The organism is Mesorhizobium sp. M0983 (genome assembly GCF_040318975.1).
Taxonomy (GTDB): domain Bacteria; phylum Pseudomonadota; class Alphaproteobacteria; order Rhizobiales; family Rhizobiaceae; genus Mesorhizobium.
Window position 1 is genome coordinate 17,798 of sequence record NZ_JAMYNH010000023.1, and the last position, 14,964, is coordinate 32,761.

Here is a 14,964-nt window from a genome sequence, read left to right on the forward strand (position 1 = left end):
GACGAACTCGTCCGAGTTTTCAGCAGCTGTTGCAGCTGCGCAACAAACAATAGGGTCAATTCACATTTCGGCTGCGCTGGTTGCCAGAACATCTTCGCAGAGTTGCTGTATTGGCCGAAGTATTCGGTAGCGGCATAAACTAACAAAACTCATCTCCGGATAGCGAATCTAGCGTTCTTCAAGATCAATATAGTTCGCGTGATTCTGCGCGCATTTGGTCGCTGCCTAGCCCATCGATGTCACATATGGCTCATCCGAAGGTCTTCCGTCGCATTGCGGAGGCGATCGGAGAGCTGGCGGGCAATGCTTCTCAACACGGCTTGCGCGATATGCGGCTTGGCCCTTGATATCTTGTTGGCGGCCGACGAGGTCAGCTCATAGGCAACAACGTCCTCGTCCGCGATCACGTCGGTCGAGCGCGGTCGCTCGGTAAGGAAGCCCATTTCCCCGACGGTACATCCAGCCCCGATGCTTGCCAGCCGCCGCCGCCCGCCAGGCGCATCCACCCAGACGCTGATACAGCCGCGCGTCAGCATCCACAGTCGGTCGGCCTGATCGCCAGCGCGGCACAGCACGGCGCCTTTGGGGAACTCGACGCGGTCGAGATAGCTCATCAGCATCTTCAGATCTTCCGGCGCCATGGTCATGCCGAAATCGGTGCGCTCGAGCGGCACCTCTATCACCGAGCGGGCAGCACTGTCGGTCCGCTCGACGATTTCCTCCTCGAAGCGCTCCAGCGCTGCCTCGAGATCGGGGTAGATGTTGGGCCCATCGCTTTGTGACGTAAACTCCTCCAGGGCCTCGGCATCCCTGAGATCACTGAAGAACAATCGCTGACCGCGCCGGGCACAGCGAGCGGAGATCTGCTGCAAGGTCAACGCGCCGGAGGCGTCGACGTCGCTGACGGCGCGGAAATCGAGAATGATCACCCGCACCACGCTGGGCAGCCGGTCAATTTCCTCCGCGAGCTCATCGGCATTGCCAAAGAATAGCACCCCCTGCAGCTCGAGGACTGCCAGTTCGCGCTCGTGAATCGCCAGCAACTCGGTCTGAGCAGTGGAGCGGATGCGCCTAGAGCGCGTCTTGCCGACGATCTCCTTGCGCCGCACCACCGGTCGGCTCATTTCGATCATGAAGACAATGCAGGCCAGCGCCACGCCGACCACGGCGCCGACAACGGGTTGGCCAAGGACTGTGGCGAGCGCCACAGCGGCGACCACGGCCATATTGCGCCGTGCCTGGGTGCGGCCCGCCGCACTGTCGCCGAGAAGTGCCTGCCGCGCCGTCCGCAGCGCCCAACGGTCGATGGTATTGATGCCGACGAAGACCAGAATGGCGGACAGCACAACCAGCGGCATCGAGAAGATCAGATCCGGGAACGCAAGGATGGCCGCAAGCAGCACCGCCCGGCTCGCAAACGTCGACGTGCGCATGCGCCCGCCGGCACGGTAGTTGGCGGCGGTCAGCGCGGCCGACGTGGATACGAACAGCCCGCCCATCATGGGAGAGACAACATTGGCCATGCCCAGCCCGATAAGGGCGCGGTCCTGGCCGACCTGAATGTCGGCCAGATTGGCGCGCAGTGCGCAGGGTAAAGACGGTGTCGAGCGTTCCCACGATCGCCAAGGTCAACGAGCCCGCAATCAGGGTCCACCAGATATGTTTCAGCCCCAGCCGGAGCGTTGAGGCAGCCTCGATCATGCTTACCGGTGCCCAGCCCTCTATATCGATCGATCCGATAACGGGCCCGAGCTCAATGTCGGGCGCCCACAGGCGGGCTGCGTGGTAGATCACATAGCCGATGATCAGGCCGGCAAGCAGCGCCGGAATCTTGGGGGCAAGCCGCGTGATCATCGCCATGGCCGCGATCAGCGCAAGACCGAATGGAAGTCTTGTGATCGTCGCCAGGCTGAAGTCCGCCGCTATGATGCCGCTCCAGGAGGAGACTGCGAGAAGCATCGGCGTCTGGCTCTTGATGACCAGGATTCCGACGCCCGAGACGAACCCGGCGACAACCGGATGGGGGGCAAGCTTGACGATCCGGGCGAGTCCGGTCGCGCCGATAAGCATCATCCATAGGCCGGTCAGCATCACGCAACCGACGAAGGCAAGCAGCGCTTGTGTCGTGTTGCCGTCGAGAGCGACCAACAGGGATCCCAGCAGGCTCGCCTGGATCAGCGAGTTGCTGGGCATGGTCGTCACGAAGCACGACCGTTGAAATGCGGACGCGACAATGCCGCCGACAATGGCAGCGATGACGCCGGCAAGCGCGCCTTCCGCCACCCGATCTGCGCCGAGCGGTGATAGGGCAAGGACGCCGGAGGAGACGCACATCGGCAATGCTACGCCCGCGGTCGTCACGCCCGCGGTGAGTTCCTGGGCCAGAAAGCCCATGCCTGCGCTTAAATTACGCGCAAAATCCGTCTGTATCGCAACCTGCTCAGTCACGGTGGTTCAAAGCTCCAAAAATCCAACGGTGATGATCCCGCCGACCGCGTCCTGTGCAGGACGCGCATCGGCGGACACGCCAAAACTACAACACGAGCATGGTGGCGAGCCCAAGCATCAGGCCCATGCCTACGATATCGGTGACGGTGGTAAGAAAGATCGCCGAAGCTACGGCCGGATCGGCGCCGACCCGCCGCAGCCCCAACGGGATCAGCACGCCGGAGATTCCGGACATGAGGCACGATCCGGACATGGCGAGCAGGATGACAAGTGCCAGCATGGGCGCCTGGGCTGCCGACTCCGGCTGCCGCGAGGCGTAGAACCACATGGCCGCAGCCGCCACAAGACCGACGAGCACGCCGTTGGCGATCCCGAGCGCGCCCTCCCTCATCACCAGGTGCAGTTTCGGTCGCTTATCGACATCGCCCAGGGCAAGGCCACGTAGCGTCATAGCCAATGCCTGGCAGCCGGTGTTTCCGCTCTGCCCGGCCAAGACCGGGAGGAATGCCGCCAGGGCGACGATCTTCTCGATCGTGCCTGTGAACGAGCTGACCACGAAAGCGGCCATGAAGGCCGTCAGCAGGTTGAGTTGCAGCCACGGATGACGCTTCAGGAAGGCTGAAAACAGCGGCGTGAAAGAACGCTCCTCCTTCTGCACACCCACCATCTGGCCAGGCTGGGCAGAAATCTCGATGATTTGCTGCTCGAACAAGCGCCAGCCACGGACCTGCCCGAGCAGCCGGTCCTCCGCGTCCACCACTGGATAGACAGGGTAGTGCCGGCGTACCGCAGCCTTGCAGGCGTCGCTCAAGGACAGACCGACGGGGAGGGCGAACGGCTTTGGCAGCATGATCTGATCCACCGTGGCGTCCGCTTCGCTCAGCATCAGATCGCGCAGGACCACGAGGCCAACCAGTTTGTCGCCCTGGTCGGTGACGTAGAGATAAGTGAGCTCGGTCGGCACCTGGGTGCGTCTGACGGCCTCCACTGCGGCGGCTACCGTCGTGCCGACAGGAACGCTGGCGGGAATCGGGTCCATCAGCTCGACGAGCGACTCGGGGATTGCGGGGTCCTTGCCATCGCCGTGAGGCTTGATAGGCCGCATATGCGGCGGCAAATGCTCCGCCACCTTACGGGCGTGCCGGTCCGGCAACAACTTTAGTGTGTCCCGAATGAACTCGGGAGACTCTCGGGCCAGCAATACCGCCGCGTCATCAGGTGCTCGAGCACGCAGCGTGCGCACCAGCTTTTCAACGTCGTTCTGTTCCTTCATCTGTTCCCCCAATTGCGAGTGTCTTGCCTCTGACGGTATGACACGAATCTGATCGCTCCGCCCTGGCGCAGTGGCCTAAGCGCCTCGATCCGGGAATCTTCGCCTTCTCCAGGCGCCGAGTAGACCGTGCCCAGACAAATCTGAGCCATTGCGGGTGCATACAGGCGGGCTGTAACCTCTGCGTGTCGCCGAGAATTCAACGTGTTGCGAACTTCACCGGTCTTTTCGTGGGCTCTGCGAGCACGCCGCACCAATGAAACGCAAAACCCGGAAACTCTGCAGAGGCTGGGCCTCTGACGTTCGAATGATTTGCCTCATGCGGCGCATCTTGCCAGTTCCACCAGCTCTGCGCTGATGAATTCGCCAGGATGACAGGGTGATTTGCGTGAAACCGTAATAGTTTAGCCTGAGAAAGGGATTCTCTGTATGAAGTCTGTCCGGAGCTAGAGGTGCTTTTGAGAGCTTGCAGATCGGGGCAGGCAGTCTGCTTTGTGAGATTCGAGATCGTTGCGGTCCGGTCCGAGTTAATGTAGGCCCACTGATCACAGCGGTAGACCCCTCGATCGCATCTGGGGGCGAACGAAGACTTGTTTCGAGAGTGGCATCGGTTCGGCAATTGCCATCTCACCTGACAGTGATCCGGACCGGCCTGGGATTCCTGGCCGCCCGTCATCGGGGATGCATATGAGCAACATTATCGCCCCAGGTTTTAACTCAATTTCTGCCAATGGCGGGTTGGAGAGTCTTGCGGCGGACTTTCGCTGATTTGCCGACATGGGCGTCGAAGCCGTCGAACTGGGACTGAGGACCTCGACCTCATAGCCGGTGGCCGTATAGTCCCTGAAAGAGCCGAGAGGCTTATCGCGCTGACGAGGCAGTTCGATTTCCGCTATACGGTTCACGGCGTCGTCTCATCGAACCTCATGGACCCGGCGGTCTGTCGTTACCAGATTGATGCAGCCAAGGCCTTGGTCGAACTCTGCGATCGGATCGATGCGCGCGTGCTTGTCCAGCATAGCGGGCATTTTCGCGCCGACCAGATTCTCGATGGTCCCGGTTTCGAGGAACGCGAACGCGAAGCGTTGCTCGAGCTCGCTGAGTTCAGCAAGCTCTATGGTGTGCGCATCGCCTTTGAGAACCTCTTCGCCATGGACCCAAGTCAGCGCCGGCAGACCCCGGCCGAGGTGGCGCAGACGGTAAAGGCGGTCGGCCATTCGAACCTGGTGGCGCTTATCGATTTCAGTCACGCTTATATTGAATCGACCCATCGCGGCCTGAACTTCCACGAGCAGCTGCGGGCCATGGCGCCGGTGGCGGGGCACCTGCATGTCCATGACTCCTTCGGGCGCCCGCAGGGCTTCCTCAGGACCTATCTCCCGCAGGAGGATGCAGCGCTGGGCATAGGCGACCTGCACATGCCGCTCGGCTGGGGCGATATCGAATGGGATGACATCTTCAGCGAGTTGGTATTCTTACCCGGGACCGTCCTCATCATGGAAATCGGACCCCGCTATCGTAACGAGCAGCCCGATTGCCTGGCCCGGGCAAAAAATTTCATCAGCCCTGAACAATCGCCCTGAGCGCGGGGCGAGGGAGTAAAGGGCCGACAATCCACCGCTGGGTGCTGTCAATTTCGGCCAGAGCTGCCGAACTCGTTGGCAGCGAGCCGTTCCGCATTAGATCGACCGTAGCAAGTGTTTTCGGTTCGATGAGAGGTGACCGGCCGGTCTGCCACACGCTGACGACCATGTGGCAGCCCTTGGTGGTCGAGCGCGGGCAGGCGCCGGAAACGTGCCAATCACCTACCTTTTAGCTAGCCCGCCCTTTGGCCATCTTCCACTGTGCAATCGCATGCCTGCCCAGCAACTCAGTTTTCATATACGCATCGGATGCCCCACATTTCGGTGGAGCTGATGGCGAGGCATTTCTGTCTCAAAATGTTCGCGAAAATCGGGCTCTACGGGGCAATCGTTTGCGAGAGAGGATTCGCCGTCGTTTGATTCAAATGTGACGGCTCGCGGTAATGGCTCATTTGTTGTTAGATCGGCGGGCGAGCCGGACGCCAGGTCCTCTGCCATTCTCTGGGATGAACTCGACGCCAGCGGTCTCAAGGGCACTGCGTATTGCATCAAGGTTGTTCCGATGGGGGACTCGCGCCCCACGTTCGAAGTCCACGAGGGTTGCTCTGGAAATGCCGGCCGCGGCTGCAAGTTCGCTCTGACTCCAGCCAAGCATCGCCCTGGCCCCCCTGCATTGTTCCACGGAAATTAGGCTCATTGGCTGAAGTCAGTCTTTTTGGTTGACTTTCGCCTGGCAAATCAGGCTAAATGAGAGAGTGAGGCAACTGTAAATGCTAGGACGGCTGAGCAGGTGTTGCTGCACCTGCCCAGCCTGACCACAACCAAAGCTTCTGAGGAGCTCGGATCATGGCTGATTCCGACAATACCACGACTCGGTTCCACGTCACCCGCAGGCGAGTGCTTGCCGGAACGATGGTGACTAGCACTGCATGGGTCCTTGAAGGTAGCGCATCCGCAGGCGACGCCGGAAGGACGAATTTGCCTTCTGATCCTGCGTTGGTGCTGTGGCGGGAATGGGAGGAAGCCCATAAGCTGACCAAGCGGCTTTGCCGCAGACAGCAGCACTTGGAAACGAAGCTCGTCGAGAGTGTAGGCTTTCCCTGTGTGACCGTCCGCTTATCCAAGGGCGAGGAGGTGACGGTCCATTCTGTCGAGGCGCTCAAAGACGTGCTTGGCAAAGAGCCAGATACAGCGGCCCTCCGCAAGAAAGCCGAGGCTGATTTCGCGGCGCATCAGGCACGCTGGAATGCGGCTGCGGAGGAGGGCGGCTATACTGCGGCACTTCGAGCCGAGCGCCAGGCTGGCGAGCGGGTGCAGGATCTGCTGCAAACATTCTCAAGGACTGCCGCCACGACTCTCGCCGGTGTTGCAGTCAAGCTCGATGTCGTGTTGCGCGAGGGCGAAAGCGAGGAGGAGTGCTCCGAATTCCCCTGGCCGCAAATCCGCTCGGCGCTCAGCGATCTGGTGCACATCTCCGAAGACGTCGGTGCTGATGGGTGCGGCGTCGAGGTAGTCGGCATGACTAAGCCGAAAATCTCCGCCATGTCCGATGACCGCCAATTAGGACGAGGTTGAACTGCCCGCCGCTTATAGCGATCTTGTCGCCTATGCTGAATTGCTCGTGCGAGACCGGAGAGACCGGCGCTGGTCTGGCAAAGCTGATAGCGCCGATACTGGCAAGGTACTCGCAGTGATAATCCCGAAGGGCGCTCACCAATGGTCCAGCTGCGTTTTCTCGCTCACCTTAGGGCCCGCCTGCTAGCTCCTTGGGGAAGCACAGGCCAAAACTAAGCATCCCACTTGGAATTCCGGTGCTTGAACAAAGACGGAACGGCGGACCGGCTCCAGCAGAAGGTCCGCCGTTCCGGGGCGTTCAGATCACAAGAAACGAACCTGCTGCAAGCGACAGACCTGGAGAGAGAGTGGCGAACTGTATTTGAGATGCGCCGCCGATCCCGTCGCTGTCGAAAGAGAGCGCCCCGGTTGAGCTGTTGTAGATTATATGGTCGGAGCTGTCATGCGCGGCCGTGCCAGCAAAGAAAGCATCGGATGAAAGGCCACCCAATTTAAGCCCGGCAAAAACGGCGTCGTCGAGTTGGATCTTGTCCTGGAGCTTGTCGAAGTCGGTGATCCTGTCGATATTGCCGGCTCCAAGAGCGCTGTTGAACACGAAAGCATCATTGCCTCCGTTACCGGTCAAGATGTCGGCACCGCCGCCTCCGTTGATGATATTAGCGCCAGCATTGCCCTGGATGGTCTGGGCAAAGGTGTTGCCCGTCAGGTTGATTGCAGACGTACCGGACGGAGTGGTGGTGGCGAGAAGCTCGATCTGTGAACTGGCCGAAAGCGCATGGCTCACCGCAGCGAACACCCTGTCGGTACCGCCACCCGCCGCCTCGTTTACCATGTCACCGGCGTTGTCGACATAATAGGTATCATTGCCGCCATAGCCGACCATCTTGTCGGCGCCACCACCGCCGTTGATGACGTTTGCGCCAGCATTGCCAAAAATGGCTTGGCCGAACGCGTTGCCGGTTAGGTTTATTGCTGTCGTGAGCGTCGGATTGTTGGTGGCGAGGAGCTCAACCTCTGAGCCGGCCGAAAGGGCATGGCTGACAGCAGCGTAAACCCTGTCAACCCCACCGCTCACCGCTTCGACTACCTTGTCGCCAGCGTTGTCGATGTGGTACGTGTCGTTACCGCCATAGCCGGTCATGGTGTCGGCGCCGCCGCCGCCCCTAATGTAATTGGCGCCGGCATTGCCCTGGATGGTCTGGCTGAACTCGTTGCCTGTGAGGTTGATCGCCGTGGTGCCGGACGGATTGCTGGTGGCAAGAAGCTCAATCTCCGAGCCGGCCGCAAGGGTATGACTTACGGAGGCGAGTGCTTTGTCGGCACCGCCGCCGGCCGCCTCAATCTCCTTGTCGCGGATGTCGTCGACATAATAGGTGTCATTGCCGCCATAGCCGATCATCGTGTGGCCGCCGGCCCCGTGAAACACATCGTCGCCGCTGGTGCCATACAAGGTGTCGCTTGTGTCGACGGGAGGCGGAGTGGTCCCCGTCGTCGCAAGGTTGTGTTCCCGGAAAACGGCCTGCAGTTCCGAAGAGCTCTCCAACGCTGTGTCGCCTCGCTGCGAACCCCAGGCGTATGCGTAGTCGAAGGCAGGTGACGGAACCAGCTTGGCCCAGTGCTCCATCATGGTTTCCATCTGGGCGGCGGTGGGCACGACATATTTGCCACCCATGTCGGTGTTATACTCGCCACCTCCAAACGCCTGGTAGCCCGGAACGATCTGGCTCGTCGGGATGCCCGATGCTTGAGCAGCGGCGACGAATTTATCGATCATGTTGTAGTCGACCGGGCCATCGGTGCGGACAGGATAGACATCTATGCCGTAGTAATCGATACCCGTATTGGCGGGATTGTACGTGCCCCTAAAATCCGGATTCGCCGACGTCCCCAAGCTCATCATTGTGATGTAGGTCTTGGCGCCTGGAAAATGCTCATGGATCCAGTCGGATTCTGCCTTCAGATTCGCGGCAGAGGCGTAGGTACCCCATTGGCCGGTGGGATCCGGCTCGTCAACCAGGAAGAACCCAAATACGTTCGGATTGCCGAGGAAAGGAGTAACCTTGTCGATAAAGGATTGGGTTACGCCGTTGGCCTCGTCGAGGTAGACCAAGCCTTTCATGCCCTCTGGCAGCTCGTTGACTTGGTCAACATATTGCACGCTAGCCAGATTGAATCCGGCTTTTGCAATGTCCGTGCCGGATCCGCCCGACGTGTAATGGAGAGTCGCCATCCATAATCCCTCATATTGATTCGATAGCGCCCCGCGAATGTCTGCCTACTAGAAGGTGTATATTAGCGCCAAATCACATACCTGCACGCCCTGATAGAATGGTTGATCGGTGGCAGGATTTCGACATTGAGGCGAAAAATATACTTTACAAGGTCGACGATAGCGATGAAGAGTCAAATTTGACTGCGGGAGGATTTTAATGATTGGCTCAAAAGTTATCTATGATATTTTTTACGAGACACTAAATGCACTGATACGTAAGAATAATTAGTTTAATACTATCCAAAAGTTAGTTTATAATTTTGGATTTGTTGATGAATAGATATCCGTTGTAAGCAAAATTGTGATAGTTGTTGTTATAAGGCGAAGATAAATGAAAAAAACTGGTGCTTTGATTAGTGGAGCGTGGGAAGATATCGGTTTGAATGCCAAAGAGCGTGCAGTAACACCCCCATTTTATTCATTATGAATTTTCCTGCCGGCCAATTGGGTCGAGCTTAAACTAGGAGTCTTGCCTGACCACGTTCTCTGCCGGCGACGCCATTTTCTTGTGGACAGGTAACCGCAAGTGGCAGCCCGCGACCAAGTTGTCCGCACTAAGATTGCAACTCGGCAAACTGAAATGCGGTTCAATCAGAATCCAGCAACACCCAGGTGACCATGGGAACGATCCCGGACTGCAGACGTGCCGGTTTGGGCCGAGATGGTAGGGACTCGGAACGCCAGAGAGTTGGGCCATGTGCCTCTTGTGTCTCGACGGATTCCTTGGTCGGAATTCTCCCAGGCATCCCGGCGCATCAGGCAGCAAAAAGACCCGTAAGATATAGAAGGCGGCGCAGCCATTGAGGGGGACGACGTGCCAAGCGCCTGTCGAAAGAGACGAGCGCGCGACAGCGCGTCGAGCAACTCCGGCCCGATGAAGACGGGTAGGCCTTTCCTGCAGGCCTTGCGCAGCACTCGAATCTCGCTGCAAAAAGTCACCGCGGCAACCAACGGCAACCAACATCCGTTCGGCGCTTGAGATATGTCTACCGGAACAGATTGGCGCCGTTCAGAGGATGTCCCTCAAGCCACTCGTCGAACAAGCGAATTTGCACAGCTAATGGCTGCCAGCGCGCACCAGATGCCGACACAATCAGCTGCCCAATCAAATCCATCGAGATCTCGCCCTATTAAGGTCGTACCCTGAAGGATTTCAATCGCAGCACCAACCAGAGCGAGGAAGACCATCAAACTCGTTTTGCGTTCCGGCCAACCCAGGCTGCCAACAAGCATCAGCGCCGCGAAAGCGACACCGTGATTAAGCTTGTCATAGTGGAAGCCTATGCCGAAGCCGAGCTCCTTGAGACGGAAAACTGGCAGAAGTGCAAGCACGAGAACGGCAAGCAGCGTAACGAAAAAGGCTGCTCTTTCGGCAATTGAGTGTAATCTCATTCTGCTCCTACGATGTTGTTTGCGGGCCGGGCGTTGCCACCCAAGGCTCGGCTCCGAGATCGACATCGGCTCCCGCATGGTGCGAGGCGAGGCTATTGCTCCCCCCTCACGATCGCATCCGATTTGTCCAAAATCAACCGAGCTACATATTGAGCCGCCACATTCGTAATAAAAACTTGCGACACGTTAAACGCTGTCTATCTCTCGCGCGAAAATTGTCGTGCCCCTATGGAGCGGAGAACTCCAACGGGCACGTGCATTCGGAGTCGTCAGGAGCGGACCGAGAGAAATTGGCTGGGGCGCCAGGATTCGAACCTGGGAATGTCGGTACCAAAAACCGATGCCTTACCACTTGGCGACGCCCCATCAGCCGGGAACGTGCCCCCAGCGCGCGGGCTTATAAGACGAGCGGGGGGAAAGCTCAACGGCGAAGATACAAAATGTCGTAAGCAGAAATTGTCCGGACTAGGTAGCACGTGAGCTGTCCGGTTTTCTTGCCAGTCCTTGGAGGCTGGGGATCAAACGGACAGCATGGCTACAGGATCGGAGAATGTTCGCGACGCTTGAGCCGCTGGAATGGCGGCGATCTTTCGATGATCGAGGCAGGTGAGTTGCTGGGCCTCTCGGAGCGGTAGGATGGACAATTGGACCGCCTACAGCCCGGAACCATGAGATCACTTTAAGGATAGTGCCGCCCTGTCCCGGCGTTCCGCCCATCGCTGCCATAATCGAATTTTCCGGTCAGTTCTGTCTGTTTGTTCTCGTTATGTGCTGTGGCGGGTACGCCCGAGACACCGGTCTTTCTGGGCATCAGTATCGCTTAATCGATTGTAGAGGACCGCCGGCTTGGTCGACGCCTTGCCTTTCGCACTGCACCATCATATCGCTCGATTTGCCAGTACTTCCAGCTCCTGCAAACCGGGGATTAAGCATGACCAAGTGGGTCTACACCTTTGGCGACGGCGCCGCGGAAGGCCGTGCCGGCGACCGCAATCTGCTCGGCGGCAAGGGCGCCAACCTCGCCGAAATGTGCAGCCTGGGCCTGCCGGTGCCGCCGGGCTTCACCATCACCTCCGAGGTCTGCAACGCCTATTACGCCAACGGCCACACGTACCCGGCTTCGCTCGAAGCGGACGTTGCGGTCGCGCTCGACCATGTCGGTCGGCTGACCGGGCGCCGTTTCGGCGATCCCTCGAAACTGCTTTTGGTGTCGGTTCGCTCAGGTGCGCGCGCCTCGATGCCAGGCATGATGGACACCGTGCTCAATCTCGGCCTGAATGACGAGACGGTCGAAGCCTTGGCCGCCGATTCAGGCGATCCGCGCTTTGCCTATGACAGCTACCGCCGTTTCATCCAGATGTATTCCGATGTCGTCATGGGCCTCGACCATGAGGTGTTCGAGGAAATCCTCGAAGACCAGAAGGGCGGCCTCGGCCATGAGCTCGACACCGAGCTGACGGCCATCGAATGGCAAGGCGTGATCGCGCTCTACAAGGCCAAGGTCGAGGAGGAGCTCGGCAAGCCGTTTCCGCAGGATCCGCACGAACAGCTCTGGGGCGCCATTGGCGCGGTCTTTTCCAGTTGGATGAATAACCGCGCCATCACCTATCGGCGCCTGCACGACATTCCCGAAAGCTGGGGCACGGCGGTCAACATTCAGGCCATGGTCTTCGGCAATATGGGCGACACTTCGGCCACCGGCGTCGCCTTCACCCGCAATCCTTCGACCGGCGAAAAGCAGCTCTATGGCGAGTTCCTGGTCAACGCCCAAGGCGAGGATGTCGTTGCCGGCATCCGCACGCCGCAGAACATCACCGAGGCTGCGCGCATTGCCGCCGGCTCCGACAAGCCGTCGCTGCAGAAGCTGATGCCGGAGGCCTTCCAGGCTTTCGTCAGCATCTCCGACCGCCTGGAAGAACATTACCGCGACATGCAGGATCTCGAATTCACCATCGAGCGCGGCAAATTGTGGATGCTGCAGACCAGGTCCGGCAAGCGCACCGCCAAAGCGGCGCTGAAGATTGCCGTCGACATGGCCAGGGACGGACTGATTTCGAAGGAGGAGGCGGTCGCCCGCATCGACCCGGCCTCGCTCGACCAGCTGCTGCATCCGACGATTGATCCGAAGGCCGCGCGGGATGTGATCGGCGTCGGCCTGCCTGCCTCGCCGGGCGCTGCCACAGGCGAGATCGTCTTTTCCTCCAATGACGCCGAGGAGGCCAAGGCGCAAGGCCGCAAGGCGATCCTGGTGCGCATCGAGACCAGCCCTGAGGACATTCACGGCATGCATGCGGCCGAAGGCATCCTGACGACGCGCGGCGGCATGACCAGCCACGCCGCCGTGGTAGCGCGCGGCATGGGCAAGCCTTGCGTTTCGGGCGCCGGCTCGCTGCGCGTCGATTATAAAGCCGGCACGCTGATGGCGATGGGAGCGACCTTCCGCAAGGGCGACATCATCACCATCGACGGCTCCAACGGCCAAGTGCTGAAGGGCGCCGTGCCGATGCTGCAGCCCGAACTCTCGGGCGATTTCGCCGCCATCATGGAATGGGCCGACGGCGCGCGCCGCATGAAGGTGCGCACCAACGCCGAGACGCCGCTTGATGCGCGCATGGCGCGCTCCTTCGGCGCCGAAGGCATCGGGCTTTGCCGCACCGAGCACATGTTCTTCGACGGCGATCGCATCATTGCCATGCGCGAGATGATCCTGGCCGATACGGAAAAGGACCGGCGAACGGCGCTGGCCAAGCTGTTGCCGATGCAGCGCTCCGATTTCCTCGAACTGTTCGAGATCATGGCCGGCCTGCCGGTGACGATCCGCCTGCTCGATCCGCCGCTGCACGAATTCCTGCCAAAATCCGAAGAGGAGGTGGCCGAGGTCGCCGCCGCCATGAACGTGTCGCCGGACAAGCTCCGGCGACGCACCGAAGCGCTGCACGAGTTCAATCCAATGCTCGGCCATCGCGGCTGCCGGCTTGCCGTCTCCTATCCCGAAATCGCCGAGATGCAGGCACGCGCCATTTTCGAGGCGGCCATCGAGGCCGGCAGGAAGGCTGGCGCGCTGGTGGTCCCGGAGATCATGGTACCGCTGGTCGGGCTGGTGAAGGAGCTTGAGTTCGTCAAGGCACGCATTGATGCCGTCGCCAAAAGCGTGATGCAGGAGACCGGCGTCAGGATCGATTATCTGACAGGCACGATGATCGAACTGCCGCGCGCCGCCATCCGCGCCCATGTCATCGCCGAGGCGGCCGAATTCTTCTCTTTCGGCACCAACGATCTGACCCAGACAACCTTCGGCATCTCGCGCGACGACGCGGCCTCGTTCCTCGAGACCTATCGGAAAAAAGGCATTATCGAGCAGGATCCGTTCGTGTCGCTCGACATAGAGGGCGTCGGCGAGCTGGTGCGGATGGCGGCCGAGAAGGGCAGGGCGACGCGGCCCGACATCAAGCTCGGCATTTGCGGCGAACATGGCGGCGACCCAGCCTCGATCCATTTCTGCGAGAAGGTCGGCCTCGACTATGTCTCGTGCTCACCCTACCGCGTGCCAATAGCCAGGCTGGCTGCTGCGCAGGCGGCAGTGCAAGCTGTAAAAGTCGGAGCGTGAATAGATCCAGACCAAAGATGTCGGACAGACACGCTGGCGAACCATCGATCCATGGAAATGCCTGCCGCCCGACGTCGGACGTGGCACGCGCCGCGATCTTTGGAGCGTGACGGCCTGCTTGCAGCACTGGCTAATGGACTCCTCCGCGCACCAAGGAAGGTTGATGTTTTCGACCCGCCGTGTGAAATGGGCGCGGGATGGTGCACATGCCTGATGATGAACAAACCGGTGCGGCGCGCTGGTCGGTGAGGTCCGAGCTCCGCGCCGTCGGTCGCGACAAGCCGCTGCTGCTGGTGCTGGCGGCGATCCTCTGCCTCTATTGTGCGTTTATCGCCGGACCGATCGTCTATGCGGTGCTGGCCATCAACGGCATTGCGGATTTCTTCAAATAGAGCCGGTTCCGGGGATCTCGCGCCGGTCCGGCGCGCTGTATCGGCCCCGAAATTGCTCGACCTGGACGAAATTACTTAGCCGGGATGAAACCGTTCCCGTCTATCGTTCGTACCTTGGGGGGTACGGGGAGGACACGTGACGATAAGAATCAGGCTTCCGGGCGGGACTTTGAAGATCAAGAAGAGGGACGAGCTGCGGCGTCGCGAGCAGAAGCGCGAGGTGCCGGTTTGGCAGGTCGGCAATTATTTCGTCATCTGGTGGCCGAGCGGCATGTCCGATCGCCCATCCTCGCCCAACAAGTCCTCGCCCAGGAAATAGCCCCCGCACCCGACGATCCCGGCTGGGCATGACGCCCCGGTGCAGGATCAGGAACCGCCGTGCGCGCCAAAACCTCCGAAGACCGCTCGCCAAATCCCAAAAATAG

9 protein-coding genes, 1 tRNA gene and 2 pseudogenes are annotated in these 14,964 nt (G+C 59.9%); 5 read left to right on the forward strand and 7 right to left on the reverse strand.

Features of this window, described 5'->3' with window-relative positions; translation table 11 throughout:
- Nucleotides 1-239 precede the first annotated feature (239 nt).
- From NKH71_RS27840 to NKH71_RS27850, 3 genes and pseudogenes are all read right to left on the reverse strand, one after another.
- On the reverse strand, nt 240-1,583 hold the full coding sequence (locus tag NKH71_RS27840) for a cyclic nucleotide-binding domain-containing protein (RefSeq protein ID WP_352895536.1): 1,344 nt from the start codon (nt 1,581-1,583) through the stop codon (nt 240-242).
- 70 nt (nt 1,584-1,653) lie between these two features.
- Nucleotides 1,654-2,394: pseudogene (locus tag NKH71_RS27845) on the reverse strand (SulP family inorganic anion transporter); the annotation flags it as partial.
- Nucleotides 2,395-2,533: 139 nt separating this feature from the next.
- Nucleotides 2,534-3,721 carry a magnesium transporter gene (locus tag NKH71_RS27850; RefSeq protein WP_352895504.1) on the reverse strand — a complete coding sequence of 396 codons (1,188 nt, stop codon included), beginning with the start codon at nt 3,719-3,721 and terminating at the stop codon, nt 2,534-2,536.
- Between the two features lie 684 nt (nt 3,722-4,405).
- On the opposite strand from NKH71_RS27850, the pseudogene NKH71_RS27855 reads away from it, so the two are divergent.
- A pseudogene (locus NKH71_RS27855) lies at nt 4,406-5,301 on the forward strand (TIM barrel protein).
- 448 nt (nt 5,302-5,749) lie between these two features.
- Here the strand turns inward: NKH71_RS27855 and NKH71_RS27860 are convergent.
- On the reverse strand, nt 5,750-5,998 hold the full coding sequence (locus tag NKH71_RS27860) for a helix-turn-helix domain-containing protein (protein WP_352895505.1): 249 nt from the start codon (nt 5,996-5,998) through the stop codon (nt 5,750-5,752).
- A 149-nt stretch (nt 5,999-6,147) separates the two neighbouring features.
- Between NKH71_RS27860 and NKH71_RS27865 the strand changes: the two genes are divergently transcribed.
- On the forward strand, nt 6,148-6,876 hold the full coding sequence (locus tag NKH71_RS27865) for a hypothetical protein (protein ID WP_352895506.1): 729 nt from the start codon (nt 6,148-6,150) through the stop codon (nt 6,874-6,876).
- Between the two features lie 298 nt (nt 6,877-7,174).
- On the opposite strand, the gene NKH71_RS27870 is transcribed toward NKH71_RS27865, so the two are convergent.
- The 3 genes from NKH71_RS27870 to NKH71_RS27880 all read right to left on the reverse strand — a co-directional run bounded on the left by NKH71_RS27870 (nt 7,175) and on the right by NKH71_RS27880 (nt 10,906).
- Nucleotides 7,175-9,106 carry a calcium-binding protein gene (locus NKH71_RS27870; RefSeq protein WP_352895507.1) on the reverse strand — a complete coding sequence of 644 codons (1,932 nt, stop codon included), beginning with the start codon at nt 9,104-9,106 and terminating at the stop codon, nt 7,175-7,177.
- 1,065 nt (nt 9,107-10,171) lie between these two features.
- On the reverse strand, nt 10,172-10,540 hold the full coding sequence (locus NKH71_RS27875) for a VanZ family protein (protein WP_352895508.1): 369 nt from the start codon (nt 10,538-10,540) through the stop codon (nt 10,172-10,174).
- A gap of 291 nt (nt 10,541-10,831) precedes the next feature.
- Nucleotides 10,832-10,906 (reverse strand) — tRNA-Gln (locus tag NKH71_RS27880).
- Between the two features lie 565 nt (nt 10,907-11,471).
- Here NKH71_RS27880 and ppdK point away from each other — a divergent pair.
- The 3 genes from ppdK to NKH71_RS27895 all read left to right on the forward strand — a co-directional run bounded on the left by ppdK (nt 11,472) and on the right by NKH71_RS27895 (nt 14,858).
- Entirely contained in the window at nt 11,472-14,147 is a 2,676-nt protein-coding gene (gene ppdK, locus NKH71_RS27885; RefSeq protein WP_352895509.1) for a pyruvate, phosphate dikinase, read from the forward strand.
- Nucleotides 14,148-14,353: 206 nt separating this feature from the next.
- Nucleotides 14,354-14,539: a hypothetical protein gene (locus NKH71_RS27890; RefSeq protein ID WP_352895510.1), complete on the forward strand. Its 186-nt coding sequence runs from the start codon at nt 14,354-14,356 to the stop codon at nt 14,537-14,539.
- A gap of 136 nt (nt 14,540-14,675) precedes the next feature.
- Nucleotides 14,676-14,858: a hypothetical protein gene (locus tag NKH71_RS27895; protein ID WP_031194824.1), complete on the forward strand. Its 183-nt coding sequence runs from the start codon at nt 14,676-14,678 to the stop codon at nt 14,856-14,858.
- Nucleotides 14,859-14,964 lie beyond the last annotated feature (106 nt).

What these genes read in the sequence shown, in the direction of transcription:
- NKH71_RS27850 (WP_352895504.1), bottom strand. Translation starts at nt 3,721, where the DNA reads ATGAAGGAACAGAACGACGTTGAAAAGCTGGTGCGCACGCTGCGTGCT.
- NKH71_RS27860 (WP_352895505.1), bottom strand. Translation starts at nt 5,998, where the DNA reads ATGAGCCTAATTTCCGTGGAACAATGCAGGGGGGCCAGGGCGATGCTT.
- NKH71_RS27865 (WP_352895506.1), top strand. Translation starts at nt 6,148, where the DNA reads ATGGCTGATTCCGACAATACCACGACTCGGTTCCACGTCACCCGCAGG.
- NKH71_RS27870 (WP_352895507.1), bottom strand. Translation starts at nt 9,106, where the DNA reads ATGGCGACTCTCCATTACACGTCGGGCGGATCCGGCACGGACATTGCA.
- NKH71_RS27875 (WP_352895508.1), bottom strand. Translation starts at nt 10,540, where the DNA reads ATGAGATTACACTCAATTGCCGAAAGAGCAGCCTTTTTCGTTACGCTG.
- ppdK (WP_352895509.1), top strand. Translation starts at nt 11,472, where the DNA reads ATGACCAAGTGGGTCTACACCTTTGGCGACGGCGCCGCGGAAGGCCGT.
- NKH71_RS27890 (WP_352895510.1), top strand. Translation starts at nt 14,354, where the DNA reads ATGCCTGATGATGAACAAACCGGTGCGGCGCGCTGGTCGGTGAGGTCC.